We start from the raw sequence: 17,510 nt of genomic DNA on the forward strand, positions 1-17,510 counted from the left end.
AAATTATTCCCTCTTCTCACAATAAGGTAGAGGAGGGAATTCAATGTCTCGATTACTATCTATTTTTATGATTGGGCTGGGTACTTATTTTGCCTATCATAACCGTTATCGATTGATTAATGTTATGTTTGGGAATGTTTTTCTGCGGAAGCTGCTGGTTACTTCAGTCATGAGTTTTCCGCTTGTCCGCGACAGGATGATGAGCTCTGTTTTCTCTTCCGGGCCATCAGAAGGGCAGCAATCTTGAAGTGAAAAGACCGTAATAGGTCTTTTTATTTTGCCGATATCTAAAGGTGCTTTTTCTTTTACAAAAGGTTTCTTTTTTGCCTATAGTTAAATAAAGTATAGTAATTAATGTAACATATAGAGAGTGGGGGAAGAATTGGCCGTTCAAGAGGATTATGTATTTTGGAAACTTGCGGATTATTTCATATCTGACCACGGATACAGAGTGATTCAATTATCTGGAGATCAGGATGAATTATGGCTTGAAAGGATGGAGGATAAAAACATAAAGGCAATCAGGCTCTTAAAATATGACCTTGACTGGAGCAATTGGATGCAGCGGGATATTGAAGTGACGGCCCAGAAAGCTGAATCGGTCAGGAAGCAGCTTGGAAAAAGGGAAATGCCGGTTTTAAATATCTATGTTTCTGCGTACCTGCCTGTTGATGACTATGAATCCCGGATCACAGACCCCTTCATGCCTGAAAACGGGAAAGCCTCTGTTCAAACCATGATCATTGAATCCGGCAGGCCGGAAAGCCTGCATGCGGTTGAGAAAATTTTCGAAAAACCGTTAACCCTTCCGTCCGGAAATTATACGGAAATGGATGCCGATGCCCTGAAGCATACTGCTCTTTCTAAAGCGGTAAAAACAGCAAAAAAAGAAAAGGAAATGTTCAATTTTGGGAAGCCTTTTTTCACGTATATATTTATGGTTATTCAAGTTGCTGTTTTTTTACTTCTGGAAGCAATGGGAGGCAGCACAGATACATCGACTTTAATAAAGTATGGGGCTAAATTTAATCCATTAATTCTAGATGGGGAATGGTGGAGATTTGTAACCCCGATTGTCCTTCATATTGGATTGCTTCACTTACTAATGAATACACTTGCCTTATATTATCTTGGATCCGCAGTGGAACGTGTGTATGGAAATTTAAGGTTCCTATTTATCTATTTGGCTGCTGGATTTGGGGGAACATTAGCCAGTTTTGTTTTTAGTCCTACACTTTCAGCAGGGGCCAGCGGTGCTATTTTTGGCTGCTTTGGGGCACTTTTATATTTTGGGCTCATTTATCCAGGCCTTTTCTTCCGGACTATGGGTTTTAATATACTTGTTGTATTAGGAATCAATCTTGCATTTGGATTTACCATCCCGGGAATTGATAATGCCGGACATATAGGAGGGCTGATTGGCGGATTTCTTGCTACTGGCATTGTGCATTTTCCCAAGAAGAAAAAGCCATTGCTTCAGCTGCTGTTCTTAGCTGGATCATTCTGTCTGGCAGCCGGTTTGATGAAGTATGGATTCAATGAACCGGGAAGACTATTGAATGAACAAACTGCTATGGTAATGGCCGAGGAACATATCAATGGTGAAGAGTTTGATAAGGCTCGTTTAATGCTTGCTGATTTTATTGAAGAAGGGAATGCTTCACCGGAAGTCTATTTTCTATTATCCTATACTGAAATAAAAGTGGGGAGATTAAAAGAAGCGGAAGAGAACCTGCTTCATGTAATTAAGGAAGATGCTTCTTTTCATGAAGCACATTATAATCTTGCACTAATCTATTTAGAAGAAAAGCAGCCGGAAAAAGCAAGGAAACATGCACAAAAGGCCGCTGATCTTCAGCCAGATCAGGAGGAGTATCAAAAGCTGTTAAATCAAATAGAGTGATGATGACAGAATTTTCAGCTTAATCCCCGGGAAATAACCGCTGCATTTCCCTGCAATTTTTACGAATCATGCCATTCATTGGTATGATTTTTTTTTTGCATGTCAATGATGTTGAATAGTATGCAAGGAAAAGAATGGAACAGAATGCTGAGGTGGGGATTTTGGAGAAAGCGAGAAGAGAGCCTGTAAAGGTTTCTCTGAAAGATAATATTGAGTATCTTAGAGAGGCTCTTGGAGTTGATAAAAGCTTTGATGTGATTCAGCTTGATGTTGAATATGCAGAAAGGGAAATGGCTTTATATCTGGTAGACGGCTTTGTGAAAGATGACATTCTGCACTATCTGATGAAGATGCTTGCCGGCCTGGATGCAGCCCAGCTGGAAGGAGATACACTTTCCAGACTGATAAAAACGTATATACCATACGTTGAAGTTGAAACAACTGATGACCTGGATAAAGTGGTGGATATGGTGCTGGCAGGGCCGACTGCTCTAGTCGTGGATGGCATCGATGAAGTAATCCTCATTGATGCACGTACATATCCGGTAAGAGGCCCTCAGGAGCCTGATATTGAACGTGTTGTCCGCGGTTCAAGGGATGGGTTTGTAGAAACACTCGTTTTTAATACAGCTTTAACCAGGAGAAGGATTAGAGACAGGACACTGCGCATGGAATATATGCAGGTGGGCAGGCGTTCCAAGACAGATGTTGTTGTCAGTTATATTGAAGACATTGCCGATCCGGATATGGTGAAGAAAATAAAGGAGTCTATCTCTAAAATTGATACTGATGGATTGCCTATGGCTGAAAAATCAATAGAGGAATTCATTTCAGGACGGCATTGGAATCCGTATCCCATGGTAAGGTATACGGAAAGGCCTGATACGGCAGCAACCCATCTTTATGAAGGCCACGTCTGTATCATTGTCGATGGTTCGCCAAGTGTTATCATAACACCGACAACCTTCTGGCATCACCTGCAGCATGCTGAGGAGTACAGGAATAAGCCGCTTGTAGGCGCTTATTTGCGATTTGTCCGATTTTTAGCTGTATGGGCTTCCATTTTCCTTTTGCCATTATGGTATTTATTTGCGATAGAGCCGCAGCTGCTTCCAGATGCATTATCCTATATCGGGCCCAATGACACAGGAGAGCTGCCATTAGTCGTTCAGTTCCTGATGATAGAGCTTGGTCTTGATATGCTTAGGATGGCAGCGATCCATACTCCTTCCGCCCTGGCCACTGCATTGGGACTGGTGGCGGCCCTGATGATTGGTCAGGTAGCAGTTGAAGTGGGATTGTTTATAAATGAAGTCATTCTTTATTTAGCGATAGCGGCAATTGGTACATTTTCAACCCCAAGCTATGAAATGAGCCTGGCAAACAGGCTGATAAGAATCGGTCTGCTGATATCAACCAGTATTTTTCATACTTACGGCTATGTAGTTGGCATTTTGCTGATGATGATCATGCTTGCCAGAATGAAGTCTTTTGGGGTGCCCTATTTGTGGCCGTTCATCCCTTTCAATCTGAGAGCATTCAGGGATGTATTACTAAGGTCACCAATACCATTGAAGAACAGGCGGCCGCGTTTCCTGCATCCAAAGGATCCGGACCGCTAATCTAAAACCCTTCCTGCCTGGAAGGGTTTTTTTATATATTCAAGGTGATTCTCTTTCTTGAGAAGGGGGGGATTTTAGATTATACTTTAATGTGGTATAAACTTATCAATAAGGCAGAGGTACAGAATGAAAACCATTTATGATATACAGCAGTTTCTAAAGAAATATGGAACTATCATCTACATAGGGGATCGGGAAGCTGATTTGGAGCTTATGGCTGCTGAATTAACAGAGTTATATGATTCCCAGCTTATTGATGTGAAAGATTATCAGAGCAGCATCTTGATCCTGCGGACTGAAATTCAGAATCTTAAAGAGAATAAATAGAAAGAAAAGGTGATGGAGTTTGGCAGAAAAATGGCTGGTAGGGGTAGATTTAGGCGGAACAACAATAAAGCTTGCTTTTATTAACTACTATGGGGAAATAATTCATAAATGGGAAATTCCCACGGATAATAGTGAAGAAGGAAAAAATATTACTATTAATATAGCTAAAGCCATCGATCATAAGTTAGAGGAATTGGATTTAAGCAAGGATAAAATTATCGGCATTGGCATGGGGGCACCGGGTCCAGTAAATCTGGCAACAGGTGTTGTATATAACACTGTTAATTTAGGCTGGAAAGATAATTACCCGCTGAAAGATCTTCTTGAAGTGGAAACATCACTTCCAGTCATCATTGATAATGATGCTAACTGTGCTGCTATTGGGGAAATGTGGAAGGGTGCAGGAAATGGCGCTAAAGATCTGGTATGTGTAACACTCGGCACAGGTGTCGGCGGAGGCGTAATTGCCAATGGCGATATTGTGCAGGGAGTCAGCGGGGCTGCAGGTGAAATAGGCCACATTACGTCCATTCCAGTTGGCGGGGCTCAGTGTAATTGCGGCAAAACTGGCTGCCTTGAAACAATTGCATCTGCTACAGGCATTGTCCGGCAGGCTCTGGAAAACCTGGAATCCGGCGGAGAAGGGGCTCTATCTCAATTGTACAAGGCAAACGGGTTTATTACTGCAAAAGACGTTTTTGATTCTGCAAGGAATGGGGATGAAACATCCCTTCTGACAGTCAATAATACAGCTATGCACCTTGGATTGGCATTGGCAAATATTGCAAACACGTTAAATCCGGAGAAAATAGTATTGGGCGGTGGTGTTTCCAGAGCAGGAGATATACTGCTTAAGCCGGTTATTGCAAATTTCATTAAATTTGCGTTTCCAAGAGTGAAGGAGTCAACAGTCATTGATATTGCGACATTGGGCAATGATGCCGGAGTAATTGGTGCAGCCTGGCTGGCAAAAAATAAGTAAATTGAGAGAAAAGTACCTGATATTGCAGGTGCTTTTTCTTTTTCTCCAAAAGTGAGAGTTTAGGCAAATCAGATCCCTGGTTACATAACAGCTGCTCATTTTTTACAAGGTTGTACAGTCATCTTTTCTTCTTTTTCTCATAAAATTGAAATGATGGAAAGGGGGAGAAAGATGAAAGTCAAAGTCCGCTCAGGAGATTCCTTATGGTATTACAGTCAGCTCTTTATGATGCCAGTCAATCTCATTGCTGATGCTAATCCCGGGATTAATCCTGCATCACTAAAGATAGGCCGCGAAATTAGCATTCCCGGCTTTACATTACTAAATTATACGGTTAAGTCAGGTGACACCTTTTGGAAGCTGAGTTCTTCACGCAACCTCTCTGTGGATGCTCTTCTCCTGGTTAATCAATCCCTTAATCCGAACAGCCTGATCCCAGGTACAGCTATAAAACTGCCGAGGCGCGTCATTTCCCCACTTGTATCCGGCAGGAGAAATTATGATTATAAAGCATTAACAGCCGATATCTCCATGCTGGCAGATATTTATCCGTTTATAAAAGTAAATACAATTGGCCAAAGTGTTCTTGGAAAACCAATTCAGGAAATACGGTTAGGAAAAGGGAATAAGAAAGTGCAAATCAATGCATCCTTTCATGCAAACGAATGGATTACGAGTCCTATATTAATGGCTTTGCTGAACAGCTTTCTTTTATCCATTACAAATGTCCGGCCGATTAGAGGAATTTCAACAATGCCTTTGTATAATTCCGTTGACCTTTCCATAGTTCCAATGGTGAACCCTGATGGGGTTGACCTGGTATTGAACGGGCCTCCAGCGGAAGTCAGGGAGGAAGTTATTTCAATAAACAGGGGCAGCACTGATTTCTCAGGCTGGAAGGCTAATATTAGAGGGGTTGATTTAAATAATCAGTTTCCTGCCAAATGGGACTTTGAGAAACAGAGAAGTGAACAAAGTGGGCCGGCACCAAGAGATTATCTTGGCGAAGCCCCGTTAACGGAACCGGAAGCCATAGCGATGGCGGAACTGGCAAGAGATAATCAATTCGATCGGATGCTGGCCTTTCATACACAAGGTGCAGAGTTTTATTGGGGATATGAGGGAATGGAGCCGCCGGAATCGGAGGTAATCGCGCAAGAGTTCGAGCGTGTCAGCGGATATAGGGCAGTCCAGTACATTGATAGCTTTGCCGGTTATAAGGATTGGTTTATACAGGATTTCCGGATGCCCGGATTCACAATTGAATTGGGAAGAGGCGTTAATCCGCTGCCCCTGTCACAGTATGATGATATTTATGAAGAGGTGCTGGGCATTTTTCTTGCATCGCTTTATATGTGAAAAAATTATCGTTAAAATTGATTCTGTATTGTATTTTAATCAAGCAGACATTAAAATTACTATCATACTAACATCACTATGCCAATAGTTCTATGGAAACCAGCCGCTTTTCCAAAATGAAGACGGAAAAACGGCTTTTTCCTATTAAGCTTATTAATTCTATTATTATTGAAACATTTTCATGCAATTTACGTACTTATATTTAGGGAGAAAAGGAGGTGCGGATTTGGTAAACATTGCAGATCAAAGGAAGTTTCTTTTAGTATCTTTTATTATGCTGGTTTCCTTATTTTTAATAACCGGCTGCGTACAGCCTGAAGAAACTAAGATAGAGCAGAATAAGGATCAGGAAAAAGAAGCTTCTGAGCCTTCCGCACCACCTGATGAAGCAGGGAACAAGAGCATTAAGCCTATCCGGATCAAAGAAGGGGAATTTCAGGGAGCAAATGGCTGGCTCAGCGATGATCAAATTGTTTACACTGTAAATGATGGAGCAGCTTCCAGGGTTTTTGCTTATAGCCTGTTTTCAGGTGAACAGGAGCTTCTATACGAAGGTTCACATCCGATTGCGTCCGTAACAGTAAGCCCAGGGGGCAGATACATTCTGATTCGGTCATCACCCGGCACTTATGAAGCGGCCTTAACGATTATTAAATCAAATGGAAAAGTTGTCTGGGAGGAAAATATTACAGGCTTTGATTTTTCTGTTGAGTGGAATCCTTATGATGAAGAGTCTATATTGATTGCTTCATTTACTGAAGAATGGGATTTTACACCCTACCATATTGATATCGCAAAAGGTACATATGCAGAATTAAGTTTAAGAGAGCCTTTTGCTAAATGGGGGGATTCAAATCATCTTTTTTTTCTTGATTGGGATAGTGAAAACCCGTCACTTTTCGCACCGCTTGTTAAGCAATCAATTGATGGAAATAAGGAAACCCTGGTTGAGGAAGACATTTTTCAATTCGATGCTGGCAGGGACAGGCTGATGACTATTACTGTGCCGGCAAATAAATCAGACCAGGCACTGTATACTTTTATGGATAATCATTTAAATGAGCTATCTTCCTTCTCGGTACCTCATTTGACAAGATTTTCGGATTGGCTTGTGCCGTATTATGACTGGACTCCCCGAGGAATCATTACTTTTCAGCCATTGTACAGCGCTGAGAGTGATATGTATGCAGGGGGATTTCAGCTTATATCCGTTGACAGTGAAACCGGCGATAAGGAAGTGCTTTTCGAAGATATGGAAAATGCGCCGCTCAGCTGTTCACCCAACGGGAAAGCCTGTTTAACAGGTTTCTATCTTGAGGAACTGATAATGACCGAAAGAAAAGAGGTCATTCGGTTAGTTGAACATAACGAGTAATCAAGCAGGTAAAGGAGCAGAGATATGGCAATCGCAGATGTTACAGTCATTCCAATTGGAACGGAAACACCAAGTGTCAGCAGCTATGTTGCAGACATTCAGCGTGTACTAAAAAAATACGAGGAAAGCGGCACCATCCGTTTTCAGCTGACACCCATGAATACCATTATTGAAGGGGAGCTTTCTGATTTGTTTGAGGTCATCCAGGCAATGCATGAAGTCCCTTTTGAAAAAGGCTTAATGAGAGTGGCGACAAATATCCGCATTGATGACAGAAGAGATGTTAAGAGGAAAATGGAAGAAAAGGTCCAAAGAGTTGAAAGCCGGCTTAATGATTAAAATAAAAGGGCTCCCACTGAGGGAAGCCCTTTTATTTACTAAAATAAAGCCCAATGTGCCGCGGGTTGGCGGTCACGCTGTGTTTTTCTTAGTGTACAGCAGGATATCCACTGTTAATTAAGGTCATTACAGAGAACCATCCGAAAACGGCAAGTGTTCCTACAGCAAAAACCAAGCCAAGGAAGTTCTTGTTCTTCAGTGCACTAAATGCACCAAAAGCTGCAAGAACTGCGACTAATGCAAAAATGATTGGTAGTCCCATTAAAACAGCCCCCTTTATTTCGTGATCAGCAGGCAAAAGCCATATCAAAATCATTCTTCAGGTTATATACCCATTATGTAAAACCCAAGTATATACATTCGTCCTTTATTTTATATTTTTTTCTTCTATTTGTCGAGGTCTAAAAATGACACTTGTATGTCATATGCTTCAGCAATGCCGATTATTAAATCCTTTAGATGAAGTTCTGAAAAATAAACCGCTGGCATTTTTTCCTCTTTCTTAGTAAAGACTAAATGCTCCTGAAATTGATAGACAGCCATCCGGATATCTTCCTTATTGCCCCCGGTTATTGTAAAGGCGCTAAGGAGCTCAGAGAACAAGCAAACTCCGCTTTCTGTTTCAATCGCAAAGTCTTCAAAAGTTTCTCCCTTTACACCCGATTTTATGTAACAGAGCTTAAAAAATTCTTCAAAAAGTCCGGCATCAACGAGGACGCTTTTGGTAAATTCTGCATCATTCCTCTCTTCAAACAGAAAGATGCTCTGCTGAAAATCGAAAAGTTCAGTATTATTTTTTATTAAGTTCATGAATTCGGGCACATCTTGAATAATATAGCCGGCTTCAACGCCATATAGGATTTTCATCTTACACTCCTTTTGCAGATATAAGGCATTCCATTCTGATATAGTGTAAAATAATAGACAAATAAATCAACAATGGAGGTGTAGGCAATGGAATGGAATCAGATCCCTCTTGGCCCATTGCAAACAAACTGTTATGTCCTTTCGAATGAAAACAAAGATTGTTTAATCTTTGATCCGGGTGAAGAAAGTGGAAAACTGAGCGGTATTATCGAACAAAAAGGACTGAAACCTCTTGCTGTCATACTTACTCATGCGCATTTTGATCATATTGGCGCTGTAGACGAAATAAGAGATGCCTTTTCTATCCCAGTATACATACATGAAAAAGAAGCAGCGTGGCTTCCGGATCCAGCCTTAAATGGTTCTCACCTATTTAAAATAGGCAAGTTGATAAAAGCAAGGCCTGCCGACCATATTATAACAGCTGAACAAGAGTTGAGCATAGGTGAATTTACCTTTAACATTCTGGAGACACCTGGCCATTCTCCAGGGAGTGTTTCTCTGTATTTTAGAGATGCTGGTCTTGTGGTTGCCGGTGACGCGCTGTTCAGCGGAAGTATCGGACGCACAGACCTGCCGGGCGGAAATCATCAGCAGCTCCTTGAAAGTATACATAATAAGCTTTTGTCATTGCCTGAAGAAACACAAGTGCTTCCTGGACACGGACCGGTTACGACAATTAGCGTGGAAATGGATTCAAATCCATTCCTGAATGGATTCTGATTGGAAATAGAAAAGCCCTTCTCCAATGAGAAGGGCTTTTCTGGGGGATGTTTTATTCATATAAAATGGGAGGGATATAGTTAAGCTACTACATTAACAATATAACAGGGAAAACACTATGTCAATAGTGAAAACAGTGTCCAAAACAATAAAAAATGCTGTTTCCAGAGATCCAGATTTTTCATTCGAAAAGGGAGTTTATATGCTGAATTTAATAATAAATTATATAGAAAATACTCCTCAAAAAATGATCAGCTATGCTGACTATATCCAGCAGGCCCTTTATCATTCCGAATATGGTTACTATATGAAAGAGGCGGAAAAAATTGGGCCGGGGGGAGATTTTATTACAACCAGCAATGTTTCTGATATATATGGCAGGACCATATCAAAGTGGTTTCATCAAATGGCCGGGAAATATAAGCTGCCTTTTCAGGTCTGTGAAATAGGGGGCGGAAATGGACGCTTTGCGAAAGCTTTCCTTGATGAGTGGAATCTTATTGCTGATGAAGAGATTCATTACTATATTCTTGAAACAAGCCCATATCACAGGAAACTGCAGCAGGAGCAGATAGTATTTTCCGAACAGATCAGACAAATCGATAGCTGGAACGAGATTTCTCCATTTTGCGGCCTGATTTTTTCAAATGAGCTGTTTGATGCCTTGCCTGTCCATGTGGTTGAAAAAGCCCATGATCAATTGAATGAAATTATGGTAACCGCAAAGGACGGAAAGCTTGCAGAACAAGCTGTGCCATTATCAAATAGAGATATTTCCTTATACCTTGAAGAAAGCGGATTGTCACTTAGCAATGGCCAGAGAATTGAAATCCCTCTGCAAATGGAGCAGATGATTAAGAGTATGTCTGATGCTCTGGATAAAGGGTTTGTTCTGACTGCCGATTATGGCTATACAGATGAGGAATGGCAGGAACCGATTAGAAGAGATGGAAGTCTCAGAGGTTATTACAAGCATTCTTTAATTCCTAATGTACTCGAGCACCCTGGCGAGATGGATATAACCAGCCATGTTCATTTTGATTCACTGATCCGGTTGGGAGAGAAAGAAGGGCTCGATTTTCATTTTATGATGAGACAGGATGAATTCCTGCTGTCTGCAGGCATTTTACAGGAGCTTGAAGATCATTATGATCCTAATCCGTTTTCTCCTGTCAGCAAAAGAAACAGGGCAATCAGAAGTCTGATAACACCTTCAGGCATGAGTGCAGCATTTCACCTGGTCTTACAGGGAAAGAAAATAGGGGAAAAATAAAAAAGCGATGAATTCATCGCTTTTTTATCGGCTATTAGTGGCCGCCGGCACCAGGTGTCATCATAAATGTTGACCAGTAAGTGAAGCCTACGAAGAAAACAGTTAAGTATGCTCCAAAAACATAAATATACATACGTTCGGAAAGCTTTAAGTAGCTTAAAAGCAGGAAAAATCCTGTTTGGCCGAAGAAAATCAAGGACGTTGTATACATATCGCCAAGGTAAAACATAACAGCGAAAATTCCCGTCCAGAATCCTAATACTCTGTACATACGATCCATATGTATCCCTCCTTTTACCCTTACAAGTCCATCACTACAATATTATAAAGTAAATGCTTAATAAAAGTAAATAATGGTTTCTAAATAGTCCAGAAAAGGGCGGAAAAAAATGCTTAGCACGGTCTTTTTTTCGCCATTTTTCTACGCGTGCCTTTAATTTCCAACAATTGCTTTGTATGCGCACGAATCACAGCCAGTGAGCATATTCTGCTTTTCCACCAGCTGAAGGGAATCAAACAGACTTTCAAACATTCCCTTTAAAAATTCATAATGCATATTGCAGACTGGCTCTGCATGCCGGGCTGCAACCTCTTTAAATGGGCAATTATAAATTTGGAAATAGACAATGGTCTTTTCCTCATTTGCATCAAATTCAGGGTGAAAACCAGACAAATCGGCAGCATGCTTTAATATGTTTAATTTCTGTTCAAAAGTAAGTTTATCTGTGTTTCCATACCGTTTAAGCTCTTGGCCGATCAGCTCACTGCCAAACTTTTTCCCTGTTGCATACAGTGCTTTTCGTCCTTCTTCCCCTAAGTCAAGCATTGTTTCCATGGCTATTTTGGCCAGCAGCTGATAATCCCTGTAAGGGAAATGCAGCTGTACAACATCATCAGACAACCGATATAACCGGCTGGGCCTTCCGCCTTTGCCCGTTTTTTTTGTTTCAGAAACAAGCATATTTACATCTTCAAGCTTGGATAAATGCAGCCTTGCAACATTGGGATGGATGCTGAAATTATCTGCAATCTCCTGCACGGTAACATCTTTATGCCGTTTAGTAATGTATTGATAAATATAATAGCGGGTTGGATCGGATAACACATTTGTTATTTTTAATGTTTGCTCCATTTATTGTCACCTCAAAAGGGTTATTTATTCCCGAGGTCATCAGCTGTCACTTATAGCATTTAGCTGGCGCCTTCCTGGCCTGCTTCCATTATAATACAGTCATTTGAGGTTAACACTGTAATCACTATAAGTTTAGAAAATGTTCACAAATGAAGTTTAATTACTTATACAAAAGTGTATACAATTATTGTACAATTGATATACAATATGTATAGGCAAAATAATGAATTTGTGAGGTGAAGAGGTATGAGCCAATTGACATTTTTCACATATCCCAGCTGTACTTCCTGCAGAAAGACGAAAAAATGGCTGACAGCCCATTCAATTGATTTTGAAGAGAGGCATCTCTTCAGGGAGACTCCATCACCAAGAGAATTATTAAAAATCCTTTCTTTAACCACAAGCGGACTTGATGAGATTCTCGCAACCCGCAGCCAGACCTATAAAGAACTGGGACAGAACCTTGAGGAATTATCATTATCAGAAGTGGTGCAAATGGTCATTAAGGAGCCAAAACTGCTGCGGAGGCCAATTCTGACAAACGGAGATAAGATTGTCATAGGCTATAATCCGGATGCATTTAAGAATATGGCTAAATAGATTATTCTAAATTGAAAAAGGAAGGACATCCGCTGTCCTTCCACAACTACTGGGCTAGCAGGATTCGAACCTGCGCATGACGGAGTCAAAGTCCGGTGCCTTACCGCTTGGCTATAGCCCATTAATTCGCTTTATCCTTTTTTATTATGGAAAGAAAAAAATAATCTATTCACAAATTCGTCAAAAAAAATTGCCGAAAAATGAAGGAAATGATCTGGATAAGTCGAATTATTATCCAGAACAATAAAAAAAGGTGGTGCATAATTAGTTGAGTATAATTGAAAGAATGGCAGAACGAATTATTAAAGACGCAGTCAGAAGCCATGCTTCCGACATCCACATCATTCCCCGAAGAAAAGACACACTCATTCAGCTGAGGTTCGGCAGCCAATTGACCCCAAGGCTTTATCTCCCCAAAGAAGAGTGCGACAGATTGATTTCTCATTTTAAATTTACAGCATCGATGGATATTGGTGAAAAGAGAAGGCCGCAGAGCGGTGCATATTCACTTGAAGTAGACGGACAAATGATTGGCCTGCGCTTTTCAACCCTCCCATCAAGCCACAGCGAAAGCCTCGTTATCAGAATTCTTCCCCAGCAGGAACAAATTCCTTTTTACCAAATCAGCCTTTTTCCAGACATGACAAGAAAAATGCTGGCATTACTGAAGCATGCTCATGGATTGATTATTTTCACTGGCCCGACCGGCAGCGGTAAAACCACAACACTGTATTCCCTTCTGAATGAAACCTCCCATATGTTCCATCGCAATGTCATCACCCTGGAAGATCCAATTGAAAAAGAGAATGACTTAGTTCTTCAAGTTCAAGTGAATGAGAAAGCAGGCGTATCTTATTCTGCAGGCTTAAAAGCAATCCTTCGCCATGATCCTGATATCATTATGGTCGGTGAAATCCGGGATGCGGAAACGGCGAAGATTGCAGTTAGAGCAGCTCTCACCGGTCACCTTGTATTAAGCACCATGCATACCCGGGATGCCGAGGGGGCTGTATATCGTCTGGCTGAATTTGGAGTAAACATGCTGGAGATTGAGCAGACTTTAGTGGCGGTCACCGCACAGCGCCTTGTCGAATTGAATTGTCCATATTGTGAAGGGGAATGCTCCCCATTCTGCTATGGATATGGCAGGTGGAAAAGGGCGAGTGTGTTTGAGCTGCTTGCAGGAAGGGCGCTCAATGCCTCCATAAAGAATGCAAGAGGGGAAAACAGCCTTGTTAAGTATCGAACACTGAAGGAAGTCATAACTAAAGGGATTGCTCTGGGCTATATAAAGGAATCGGAGTACAGCAGGTGGGTGCATGACGATGGAGAAGCATAAATGGACCATTCAGGAACAGGGTTTGTTTCTGAAGAATACAGGGGAACTGTTGTCCAGAGGCTACCCTTTATCTGAAGCGCTGGAGTCGCTGGTGCATCAGCTGCCGCTAAAAAGAAAACATGAAATCAGGCAGTGCCTCTCTCAATTGAGAGAAGGTTTTCCTTTTTATCAAATACTTTCAAACATGAACTTTAATAAAAATCTGATTGGCTATGTTTTTTTTGCTGAACAGCACGGAGGTCTTGCTTCTGCATTTCTTGAAGGAAGCGAAATGGTGCTCCGAAAAGGCAGGGACACCGAAAAATTGAAAAAGCTGATGGCCTATCCGATTTTCCTGATGCTCATTACTGCATTCTTATTTATTTTCGTTGATAAAGTCCTGTTGCCCCGTTTCTCTTCCTTATTTGTTTCAATGCAGCTTCAGCCTAATTTCTTTACGAAAGCCGTTTATTTGTTTGGTGATTTTCTCCCATTTTTTCTTCTGATTCTGTTCTTCGGCTTGGTCGCTTTGTTTATATACTATTTTGTCAGATTCAGAAATCTTTCCCCTATCCAGCAAAAAAAAATCCTGGTAAGAGTACCTGCAGCAGGCCAATTTCTTCGCCTTTACTATACCCACTTCTTTGCTGTACAGCTCAGTTATCTTTTAAATGGGGGGTTGTCCATATCTGAGGCGCTGAGTCTTTTTGAGAAAAATGATAAGCAGCCTTTTTACAGAGCCATCGGTAAAGCCGTGAAGCTCAAGCTCCGTGAAGGGAATAAGCTGGAAGACATTCTACTGAGGTTTCCATTTTTTGAAAGGGAACTGTCTAATATTATCAGACATGGTCAAAAAAATGGCAGGCTGGACCAGGAATTAACGTTTTTCAGCAGACATTGTCTGCACAAGATGGAGGAAAAAACAGAAAAACTTCTTAAGATCATTCAGCCCGTTTTATATATGTTTATCGGTTTTTTAATTGTTTCGATGTATTTGGCAGTTCTGCTGCCTATGTTTCATTTACTGGAGGGATTTTAATGAAATGGCGTATGTTAAACAATAACAGAGGATTCACGCTTATTGAAATGATGATTGTTTTATTGGTGATTTCAGTGCTCTTAATCATTACCATTCCCAATGTAACAAAACACAATTCAAAAATAAACAGCAAGGGATGCGAGGCGTTTGTTAAAATGGTGCAAGCGCAGGTTCAGGCATATGAAATCGATAAAAAAGCACTTCCTTCGGATATACAGGACTTAGTTGCTGCCGAATATCTCAATGCAGAAACCACAACTTGTCCAAATGGAGATGCCATTACAATTTCTGCAGATGGGAAGGTTGAATCTGAAGAGTCATGATGAAAAACAAAGCAGGCTTTACATTGATAGAGTCGCTATTCGTTCTCAGTATTTTCCTTATTATTGCCTCGGTTACAGCCCTGCTTCTTAAACCGCATTTTTTCTATCTTGAAAAGATAATGTTCTTTTCCCAATTAAAATCTGACCTCCTTTATGCCCAAAACTATGCCATAACCCACCAGACAGATGTAGCTATTCAGATCATTCCAGAGGAGAATAGGTATTTCGCAAAGGATGAGCTTGCGGCTGATCCTATCTTTAGCAGAGAATATTCCGGAATCATTGAGATTAAGCAGGGAACAATGCCATTGTATTTTCAATATGGACCTGGCGGAATTACAAATAAATTTGGAAGCTTCTATATTAAAGCAGACAGGGAGCAATACAAAATAACATTTTTTATCGGAAGAGGACGATTTAATGTGGAGAAGGAATGAAGGCTTTTTTCTGGCTGAGCTCCTGCTGTCCTTATCAGGGATGCTGCTTGCAGCGGGCATAATGTTTCCCCTTGTCATAAAGGCACTTGAGCATTCTGAAGAGGTAAAACAGGATAATGAAAGCACACAGCTGCTTTATGAAAGTCTTCTGAATGCTGCATCGGAAGGCAGTTTTCCTGAGGGGAAGACCATGAAGAAAAATCAGACAGTCTATAAAATATTCCTTAAGGAAAACCAAGGATTTACGGAGGTTTGCATAAGGTATGAAAATGTACGGGATAGCACGAAGGAAAAATGTGAGGTATTTCAATAATAAGGGATTTACAATGCTTGAAATGCTGTTTTCATTTTCAGTATTTTTATTGATTGTTAGCTTTTTGACGGTTAGTTTAAATTTCATTTTTCAGGACTGGAAAATGGAAGCAAGGACACAAAGACTTGAATGGCATGTATTTATCAACCAGCTGAAAAAAGAAATCAGACTTGCTGATGCTGCTAATATAACACCTGTTTCGATTGTATTAACGATAGACGGGAAAAGTGTACTTTATGAGAAATATGGATCTAACTTGCGAAGGAGAGTGGATATGAAAGGCCATGAGATTGTCCTTCAGAAACTAAATGCCATTACATTTACGTCTGTCAATGGCGGAGTTGAAATAAATGTTTCGGATCAATTTGATCAGAAGCATTCCGCGTTTCTTTATTACTTAATGGATATGGAGGATATTGATGTACCGTAATCAGGAAGGATTTGCTTATCCTCTTACTTTGACAATCATTCTGGCTGCACTCTTTCTTCTTACAATTCAATTAGACCAGTTTATTTCTGAGAAAAGGATCGTGAAACAGACGGAGACCGTCATGATGCAGGAATACTACCTGCTGAGTTCCTTTAAAAAAACAGAAAAAATGCTGAGTGAAAATGCAGACCCGAAAGAGTCAGGAGTTTATTCGTTTAAAAAAGGATCGGTTTCCTATGAGATTTCTCCTGTGGCAGCAAGCTTAATTCAGATTACCTTCAAAACAAAAATTGGATCTGATAAAGAAATTTCCGGTTATGCTTACTATGACACAGACCTGCAAAAAATGATAAAATGGATTGAAAAAAACTGAGTGGGGATAAAAATGAAGCCAATTTATTTAATCGGATTCATGGGTTCCGGCAAAACAACAATAGGAAAAGAGCTGGCAGCCCGCTTAAATTATGAAGTAATTGATACAGACGAAGAAATAGTGAAGCGTGAGAATAAAAATATTAATGATATTTTCGCGCAGCATGGAGAGGGATACTTCAGAAGCCTTGAATCCCTTATATTAAATGAAATGGATGGCAGAGCGGGAGTTATAACCACTGGCGGGGGCATTGTAATAAATCCTGAAAACAGAAAAAGGCTTAGCGAAACAGGAATTGTTTTTTTCCTTTATGCGTCTCCTGAAGAAATCTTTAAACGGATTGAGAAGGATCATTCCAGACCGCTGCTGAAAGGCGATAAAAAAAGGCTGATCCACGAACTTTATGAAAAAAGGATGCCGCTCTATAAAGAAACTGCCCATGTGATCATTGATACAACTAATAAAGATAAAGCAGAGATTATTCAGGAAATAATAGATTGTTTAGAGTGAAAACCTGTTGGACATACTTGTAAATGATAAATAGCAGGCTGTTCTTGCAATTCTGTACGGAAAAAGGCAGGTATGAACATGAAATCCAACGATTATGTAAAGTTTCTTACACAGACAGTAGTAAAATATATTGATCAGCCAAAAGATGAGCGAAAACGGCATCGTATTGAAAAAAAGGACATGAAAGAGCCGTTTTTATTCAGATGGTTTGGAATGTTTTCTTATCTGTTTTACTTGGGCATGAGAAGAAAGAAACAAAAATAGT

Annotated in this window: 24 protein-coding genes and 1 tRNA gene; 20 read left to right on the forward strand and 5 right to left on the reverse strand. The window is 40.5% G+C overall.

Annotation, left to right across the window (positions count from 1 at the left end):
- The first annotated feature begins 43 nt into the window (after positions 1–43).
- From BK139_RS09170 to BK139_RS09205, 8 genes are all read left to right on the forward strand, one after another.
- Positions 44–247, forward strand: a complete 204-nt coding sequence (locus BK139_RS09170) for a hypothetical protein (RefSeq protein ID WP_076258044.1) — start codon at positions 44–46, stop codon at positions 245–247.
- 135 nt (positions 248–382) lie between these two features.
- Positions 383–1,903 (forward strand): rhomboid family intramembrane serine protease, encoded by a 1,521-nt coding sequence (locus BK139_RS09175; protein WP_076258045.1) that lies wholly within the window; start codon positions 383–385, stop codon positions 1,901–1,903.
- A 134-nt stretch (positions 1,904–2,037) separates the two neighbouring features.
- Entirely contained in the window at positions 2,038–3,525 is a 1,488-nt protein-coding gene (locus tag BK139_RS09180) for a spore germination protein (protein WP_483310644.1), read from the forward strand.
- 126 nt (positions 3,526–3,651) lie between these two features.
- Entirely contained in the window at positions 3,652–3,852 is a 201-nt protein-coding gene (locus BK139_RS09185) for a YqgQ family protein (protein ID WP_048008273.1), read from the forward strand.
- Between the two features lie 19 nt (positions 3,853–3,871).
- Complete coding sequence (locus BK139_RS09190) at positions 3,872–4,834, forward strand: ROK family glucokinase (RefSeq protein WP_076258046.1); 963 nt, start codon at positions 3,872–3,874, stop codon at positions 4,832–4,834.
- Between the two features lie 171 nt (positions 4,835–5,005).
- A complete protein-coding gene (locus tag BK139_RS09195; protein WP_076258047.1) occupies positions 5,006–6,193 on the forward strand; it encodes a M14 family metallopeptidase in 1,188 nt (395 codons plus the stop codon).
- Positions 6,194–6,419: 226 nt separating this feature from the next.
- Positions 6,420–7,568 carry a YqgU-like beta propeller domain-containing protein gene (locus tag BK139_RS09200; protein ID WP_286148368.1) on the forward strand — a complete coding sequence of 383 codons (1,149 nt, stop codon included), beginning with the start codon at positions 6,420–6,422 and terminating at the stop codon, positions 7,566–7,568.
- A gap of 24 nt (positions 7,569–7,592) precedes the next feature.
- Positions 7,593–7,907: an MTH1187 family thiamine-binding protein gene (locus BK139_RS09205; protein ID WP_076258048.1), complete on the forward strand. Its 315-nt coding sequence runs from the start codon at positions 7,593–7,595 to the stop codon at positions 7,905–7,907.
- Between the two features lie 88 nt (positions 7,908–7,995).
- Here the strand turns inward: BK139_RS09205 and BK139_RS09210 are convergent, their stop codons facing one another.
- Positions 7,996–8,169 carry a DUF2759 domain-containing protein gene (locus tag BK139_RS09210; protein ID WP_048008269.1) on the reverse strand — a complete coding sequence of 58 codons (174 nt, stop codon included), beginning with the start codon at positions 8,167–8,169 and terminating at the stop codon, positions 7,996–7,998.
- Positions 8,170–8,294: 125 nt separating this feature from the next.
- Complete coding sequence (locus BK139_RS09215) at positions 8,295–8,774, reverse strand: hypothetical protein (protein ID WP_076258049.1); 480 nt, start codon at positions 8,772–8,774, stop codon at positions 8,295–8,297.
- Positions 8,775–8,861: 87 nt separating this feature from the next.
- On the opposite strand from BK139_RS09215, the gene BK139_RS09220 reads away from it, so the two are divergent.
- Together BK139_RS09220 and BK139_RS09225 are read left to right on the forward strand one after the other, a co-directional pair.
- Positions 8,862–9,497, forward strand: a complete 636-nt coding sequence (locus BK139_RS09220) for an MBL fold metallo-hydrolase (protein ID WP_076258050.1) — start codon at positions 8,862–8,864, stop codon at positions 9,495–9,497.
- A 202-nt stretch (positions 9,498–9,699) separates the two neighbouring features.
- Entirely contained in the window at positions 9,700–10,770 is a 1,071-nt protein-coding gene (locus tag BK139_RS09225; RefSeq protein WP_076258157.1) for a class I SAM-dependent methyltransferase, read from the forward strand.
- A gap of 34 nt (positions 10,771–10,804) precedes the next feature.
- On the opposite strand, the gene BK139_RS09230 is transcribed toward BK139_RS09225, so the two are convergent.
- Both BK139_RS09230 and BK139_RS09235 read right to left on the reverse strand, forming a co-directional pair.
- On the reverse strand, positions 10,805–11,050 hold the full coding sequence (locus BK139_RS09230) for a DUF2626 domain-containing protein (protein ID WP_009332938.1): 246 nt from the start codon (positions 11,048–11,050) through the stop codon (positions 10,805–10,807).
- A gap of 153 nt (positions 11,051–11,203) precedes the next feature.
- Entirely contained in the window at positions 11,204–11,902 is a 699-nt protein-coding gene (locus tag BK139_RS09235; protein WP_076258051.1) for a helix-turn-helix transcriptional regulator, read from the reverse strand.
- Between the two features lie 246 nt (positions 11,903–12,148).
- On the opposite strand from BK139_RS09235, the gene BK139_RS09240 reads away from it, so the two are divergent.
- Positions 12,149–12,502: a Spx/MgsR family RNA polymerase-binding regulatory protein gene (locus tag BK139_RS09240; RefSeq protein WP_076258052.1), complete on the forward strand. Its 354-nt coding sequence runs from the start codon at positions 12,149–12,151 to the stop codon at positions 12,500–12,502.
- 49 nt (positions 12,503–12,551) lie between these two features.
- Here BK139_RS09240 and BK139_RS09245 read toward each other — a convergent pair.
- A tRNA-Gln gene (locus BK139_RS09245) sits at positions 12,552–12,623 on the reverse strand.
- 147 nt (positions 12,624–12,770) lie between these two features.
- On the opposite strand from BK139_RS09245, the gene comGA reads away from it, so the two are divergent.
- From comGA to BK139_RS09290, 9 genes are all read left to right on the forward strand, one after another.
- Entirely contained in the window at positions 12,771–13,841 is a 1,071-nt protein-coding gene (gene comGA, locus BK139_RS09250) for a competence type IV pilus ATPase ComGA (RefSeq protein WP_076258053.1), read from the forward strand.
- Positions 13,828–14,859, forward strand: coding sequence for a competence type IV pilus assembly protein ComGB (gene comGB / locus BK139_RS09255; RefSeq protein WP_076258054.1), 1,032 nt, complete (start codon positions 13,828–13,830; stop codon positions 14,857–14,859). The genes comGA and comGB overlap by 14 nt, the downstream gene beginning before the upstream one ends.
- On the forward strand, positions 14,859–15,182 hold the full coding sequence (gene comGC, locus BK139_RS09260) for a competence type IV pilus major pilin ComGC (RefSeq protein ID WP_076258055.1): 324 nt from the start codon (positions 14,859–14,861) through the stop codon (positions 15,180–15,182). Before comGB ends, comGC begins: the two co-directional genes overlap by 1 nt.
- Positions 15,179–15,619 carry a competence type IV pilus minor pilin ComGD gene (gene comGD / locus BK139_RS09265; protein ID WP_076258056.1) on the forward strand — a complete coding sequence of 147 codons (441 nt, stop codon included), beginning with the start codon at positions 15,179–15,181 and terminating at the stop codon, positions 15,617–15,619. Before comGC ends, comGD begins: the two co-directional genes overlap by 4 nt.
- Positions 15,603–15,932 (forward strand): phosphatase, encoded by a 330-nt coding sequence (locus BK139_RS09270; RefSeq protein ID WP_076258057.1) that lies wholly within the window; start codon positions 15,603–15,605, stop codon positions 15,930–15,932. The genes comGD and BK139_RS09270 overlap by 17 nt, the downstream gene beginning before the upstream one ends.
- Positions 15,889–16,362, forward strand: coding sequence for a competence type IV pilus minor pilin ComGF (comGF, locus tag BK139_RS09275; RefSeq protein ID WP_286148436.1), 474 nt, complete (start codon positions 15,889–15,891; stop codon positions 16,360–16,362). Before BK139_RS09270 ends, comGF begins: the two co-directional genes overlap by 44 nt.
- Positions 16,352–16,735 (forward strand): competence type IV pilus minor pilin ComGG, encoded by a 384-nt coding sequence (gene comGG / locus BK139_RS09280; RefSeq protein ID WP_076258059.1) that lies wholly within the window; start codon positions 16,352–16,354, stop codon positions 16,733–16,735. The genes comGF and comGG overlap by 11 nt, the downstream gene beginning before the upstream one ends.
- 12 nt (positions 16,736–16,747) lie before the next feature.
- Positions 16,748–17,245, forward strand: coding sequence for a shikimate kinase (locus tag BK139_RS09285; RefSeq protein ID WP_076258060.1), 498 nt, complete (start codon positions 16,748–16,750; stop codon positions 17,243–17,245).
- 78 nt (positions 17,246–17,323) lie between these two features.
- The gene (locus BK139_RS09290) at positions 17,324–17,509 is read left to right on the forward strand and encodes a YqzE family protein (RefSeq protein WP_076258061.1); all 186 of its coding nucleotides are present in this window, start codon (positions 17,324–17,326) and stop codon (positions 17,507–17,509) included.
- The last annotated feature ends 1 nt before the right edge of the window (position 17,510 follow it).

This window comes from Paenibacillus sp. FSL R5-0490, from assembly GCF_001956215.1.
Lineage (GTDB): Bacteria > Bacillota > Bacilli > Bacillales > Cytobacillaceae > Cytobacillus.

Coding starts and splice junctions, on each gene's coding strand:
- BK139_RS09180 (WP_483310644.1), top strand. CDS start 2,038: ATGGAACAGAATGCTGAGGTGGGGATTTTGGAGAAAGCGAGAAGAGAG.
- BK139_RS09290 (WP_076258061.1), top strand. CDS start 17,324: ATGAAATCCAACGATTATGTAAAGTTTCTTACACAGACAGTAGTAAAA.
- comGG (WP_076258059.1), top strand. CDS start 16,352: ATGTACCGTAATCAGGAAGGATTTGCTTATCCTCTTACTTTGACAATC.
- comGC (WP_076258055.1), top strand. CDS start 14,859: ATGAAATGGCGTATGTTAAACAATAACAGAGGATTCACGCTTATTGAA.
- BK139_RS09270 (WP_076258057.1), top strand. CDS start 15,603: ATGTGGAGAAGGAATGAAGGCTTTTTTCTGGCTGAGCTCCTGCTGTCC.
- BK139_RS09230 (WP_009332938.1), bottom strand. CDS start 11,050: ATGGATCGTATGTACAGAGTATTAGGATTCTGGACGGGAATTTTCGCT.
- BK139_RS09170 (WP_076258044.1), top strand. CDS start 44: ATGTCTCGATTACTATCTATTTTTATGATTGGGCTGGGTACTTATTTT.
- BK139_RS09195 (WP_076258047.1), top strand. CDS start 5,006: ATGAAAGTCAAAGTCCGCTCAGGAGATTCCTTATGGTATTACAGTCAG.
- BK139_RS09285 (WP_076258060.1), top strand. CDS start 16,748: ATGAAGCCAATTTATTTAATCGGATTCATGGGTTCCGGCAAAACAACA.
- BK139_RS09210 (WP_048008269.1), bottom strand. CDS start 8,169: ATGGGACTACCAATCATTTTTGCATTAGTCGCAGTTCTTGCAGCTTTT.
- comGF (WP_286148436.1), top strand. CDS start 15,889: ATGTACGGGATAGCACGAAGGAAAAATGTGAGGTATTTCAATAATAAG.
- BK139_RS09215 (WP_076258049.1), bottom strand. CDS start 8,774: ATGAAAATCCTATATGGCGTTGAAGCCGGCTATATTATTCAAGATGTG.
- BK139_RS09240 (WP_076258052.1), top strand. CDS start 12,149: ATGAGCCAATTGACATTTTTCACATATCCCAGCTGTACTTCCTGCAGA.
- comGD (WP_076258056.1), top strand. CDS start 15,179: ATGATGAAAAACAAAGCAGGCTTTACATTGATAGAGTCGCTATTCGTT.
- BK139_RS09220 (WP_076258050.1), top strand. CDS start 8,862: ATGGAATGGAATCAGATCCCTCTTGGCCCATTGCAAACAAACTGTTAT.
- comGB (WP_076258054.1), top strand. CDS start 13,828: ATGGAGAAGCATAAATGGACCATTCAGGAACAGGGTTTGTTTCTGAAG.
- BK139_RS09225 (WP_076258157.1), top strand. CDS start 9,700: ATGCTGAATTTAATAATAAATTATATAGAAAATACTCCTCAAAAAATG.
- BK139_RS09185 (WP_048008273.1), top strand. CDS start 3,652: ATGAAAACCATTTATGATATACAGCAGTTTCTAAAGAAATATGGAACT.
- BK139_RS09205 (WP_076258048.1), top strand. CDS start 7,593: ATGGCAATCGCAGATGTTACAGTCATTCCAATTGGAACGGAAACACCA.
- BK139_RS09235 (WP_076258051.1), bottom strand. CDS start 11,902: ATGGAGCAAACATTAAAAATAACAAATGTGTTATCCGATCCAACCCGC.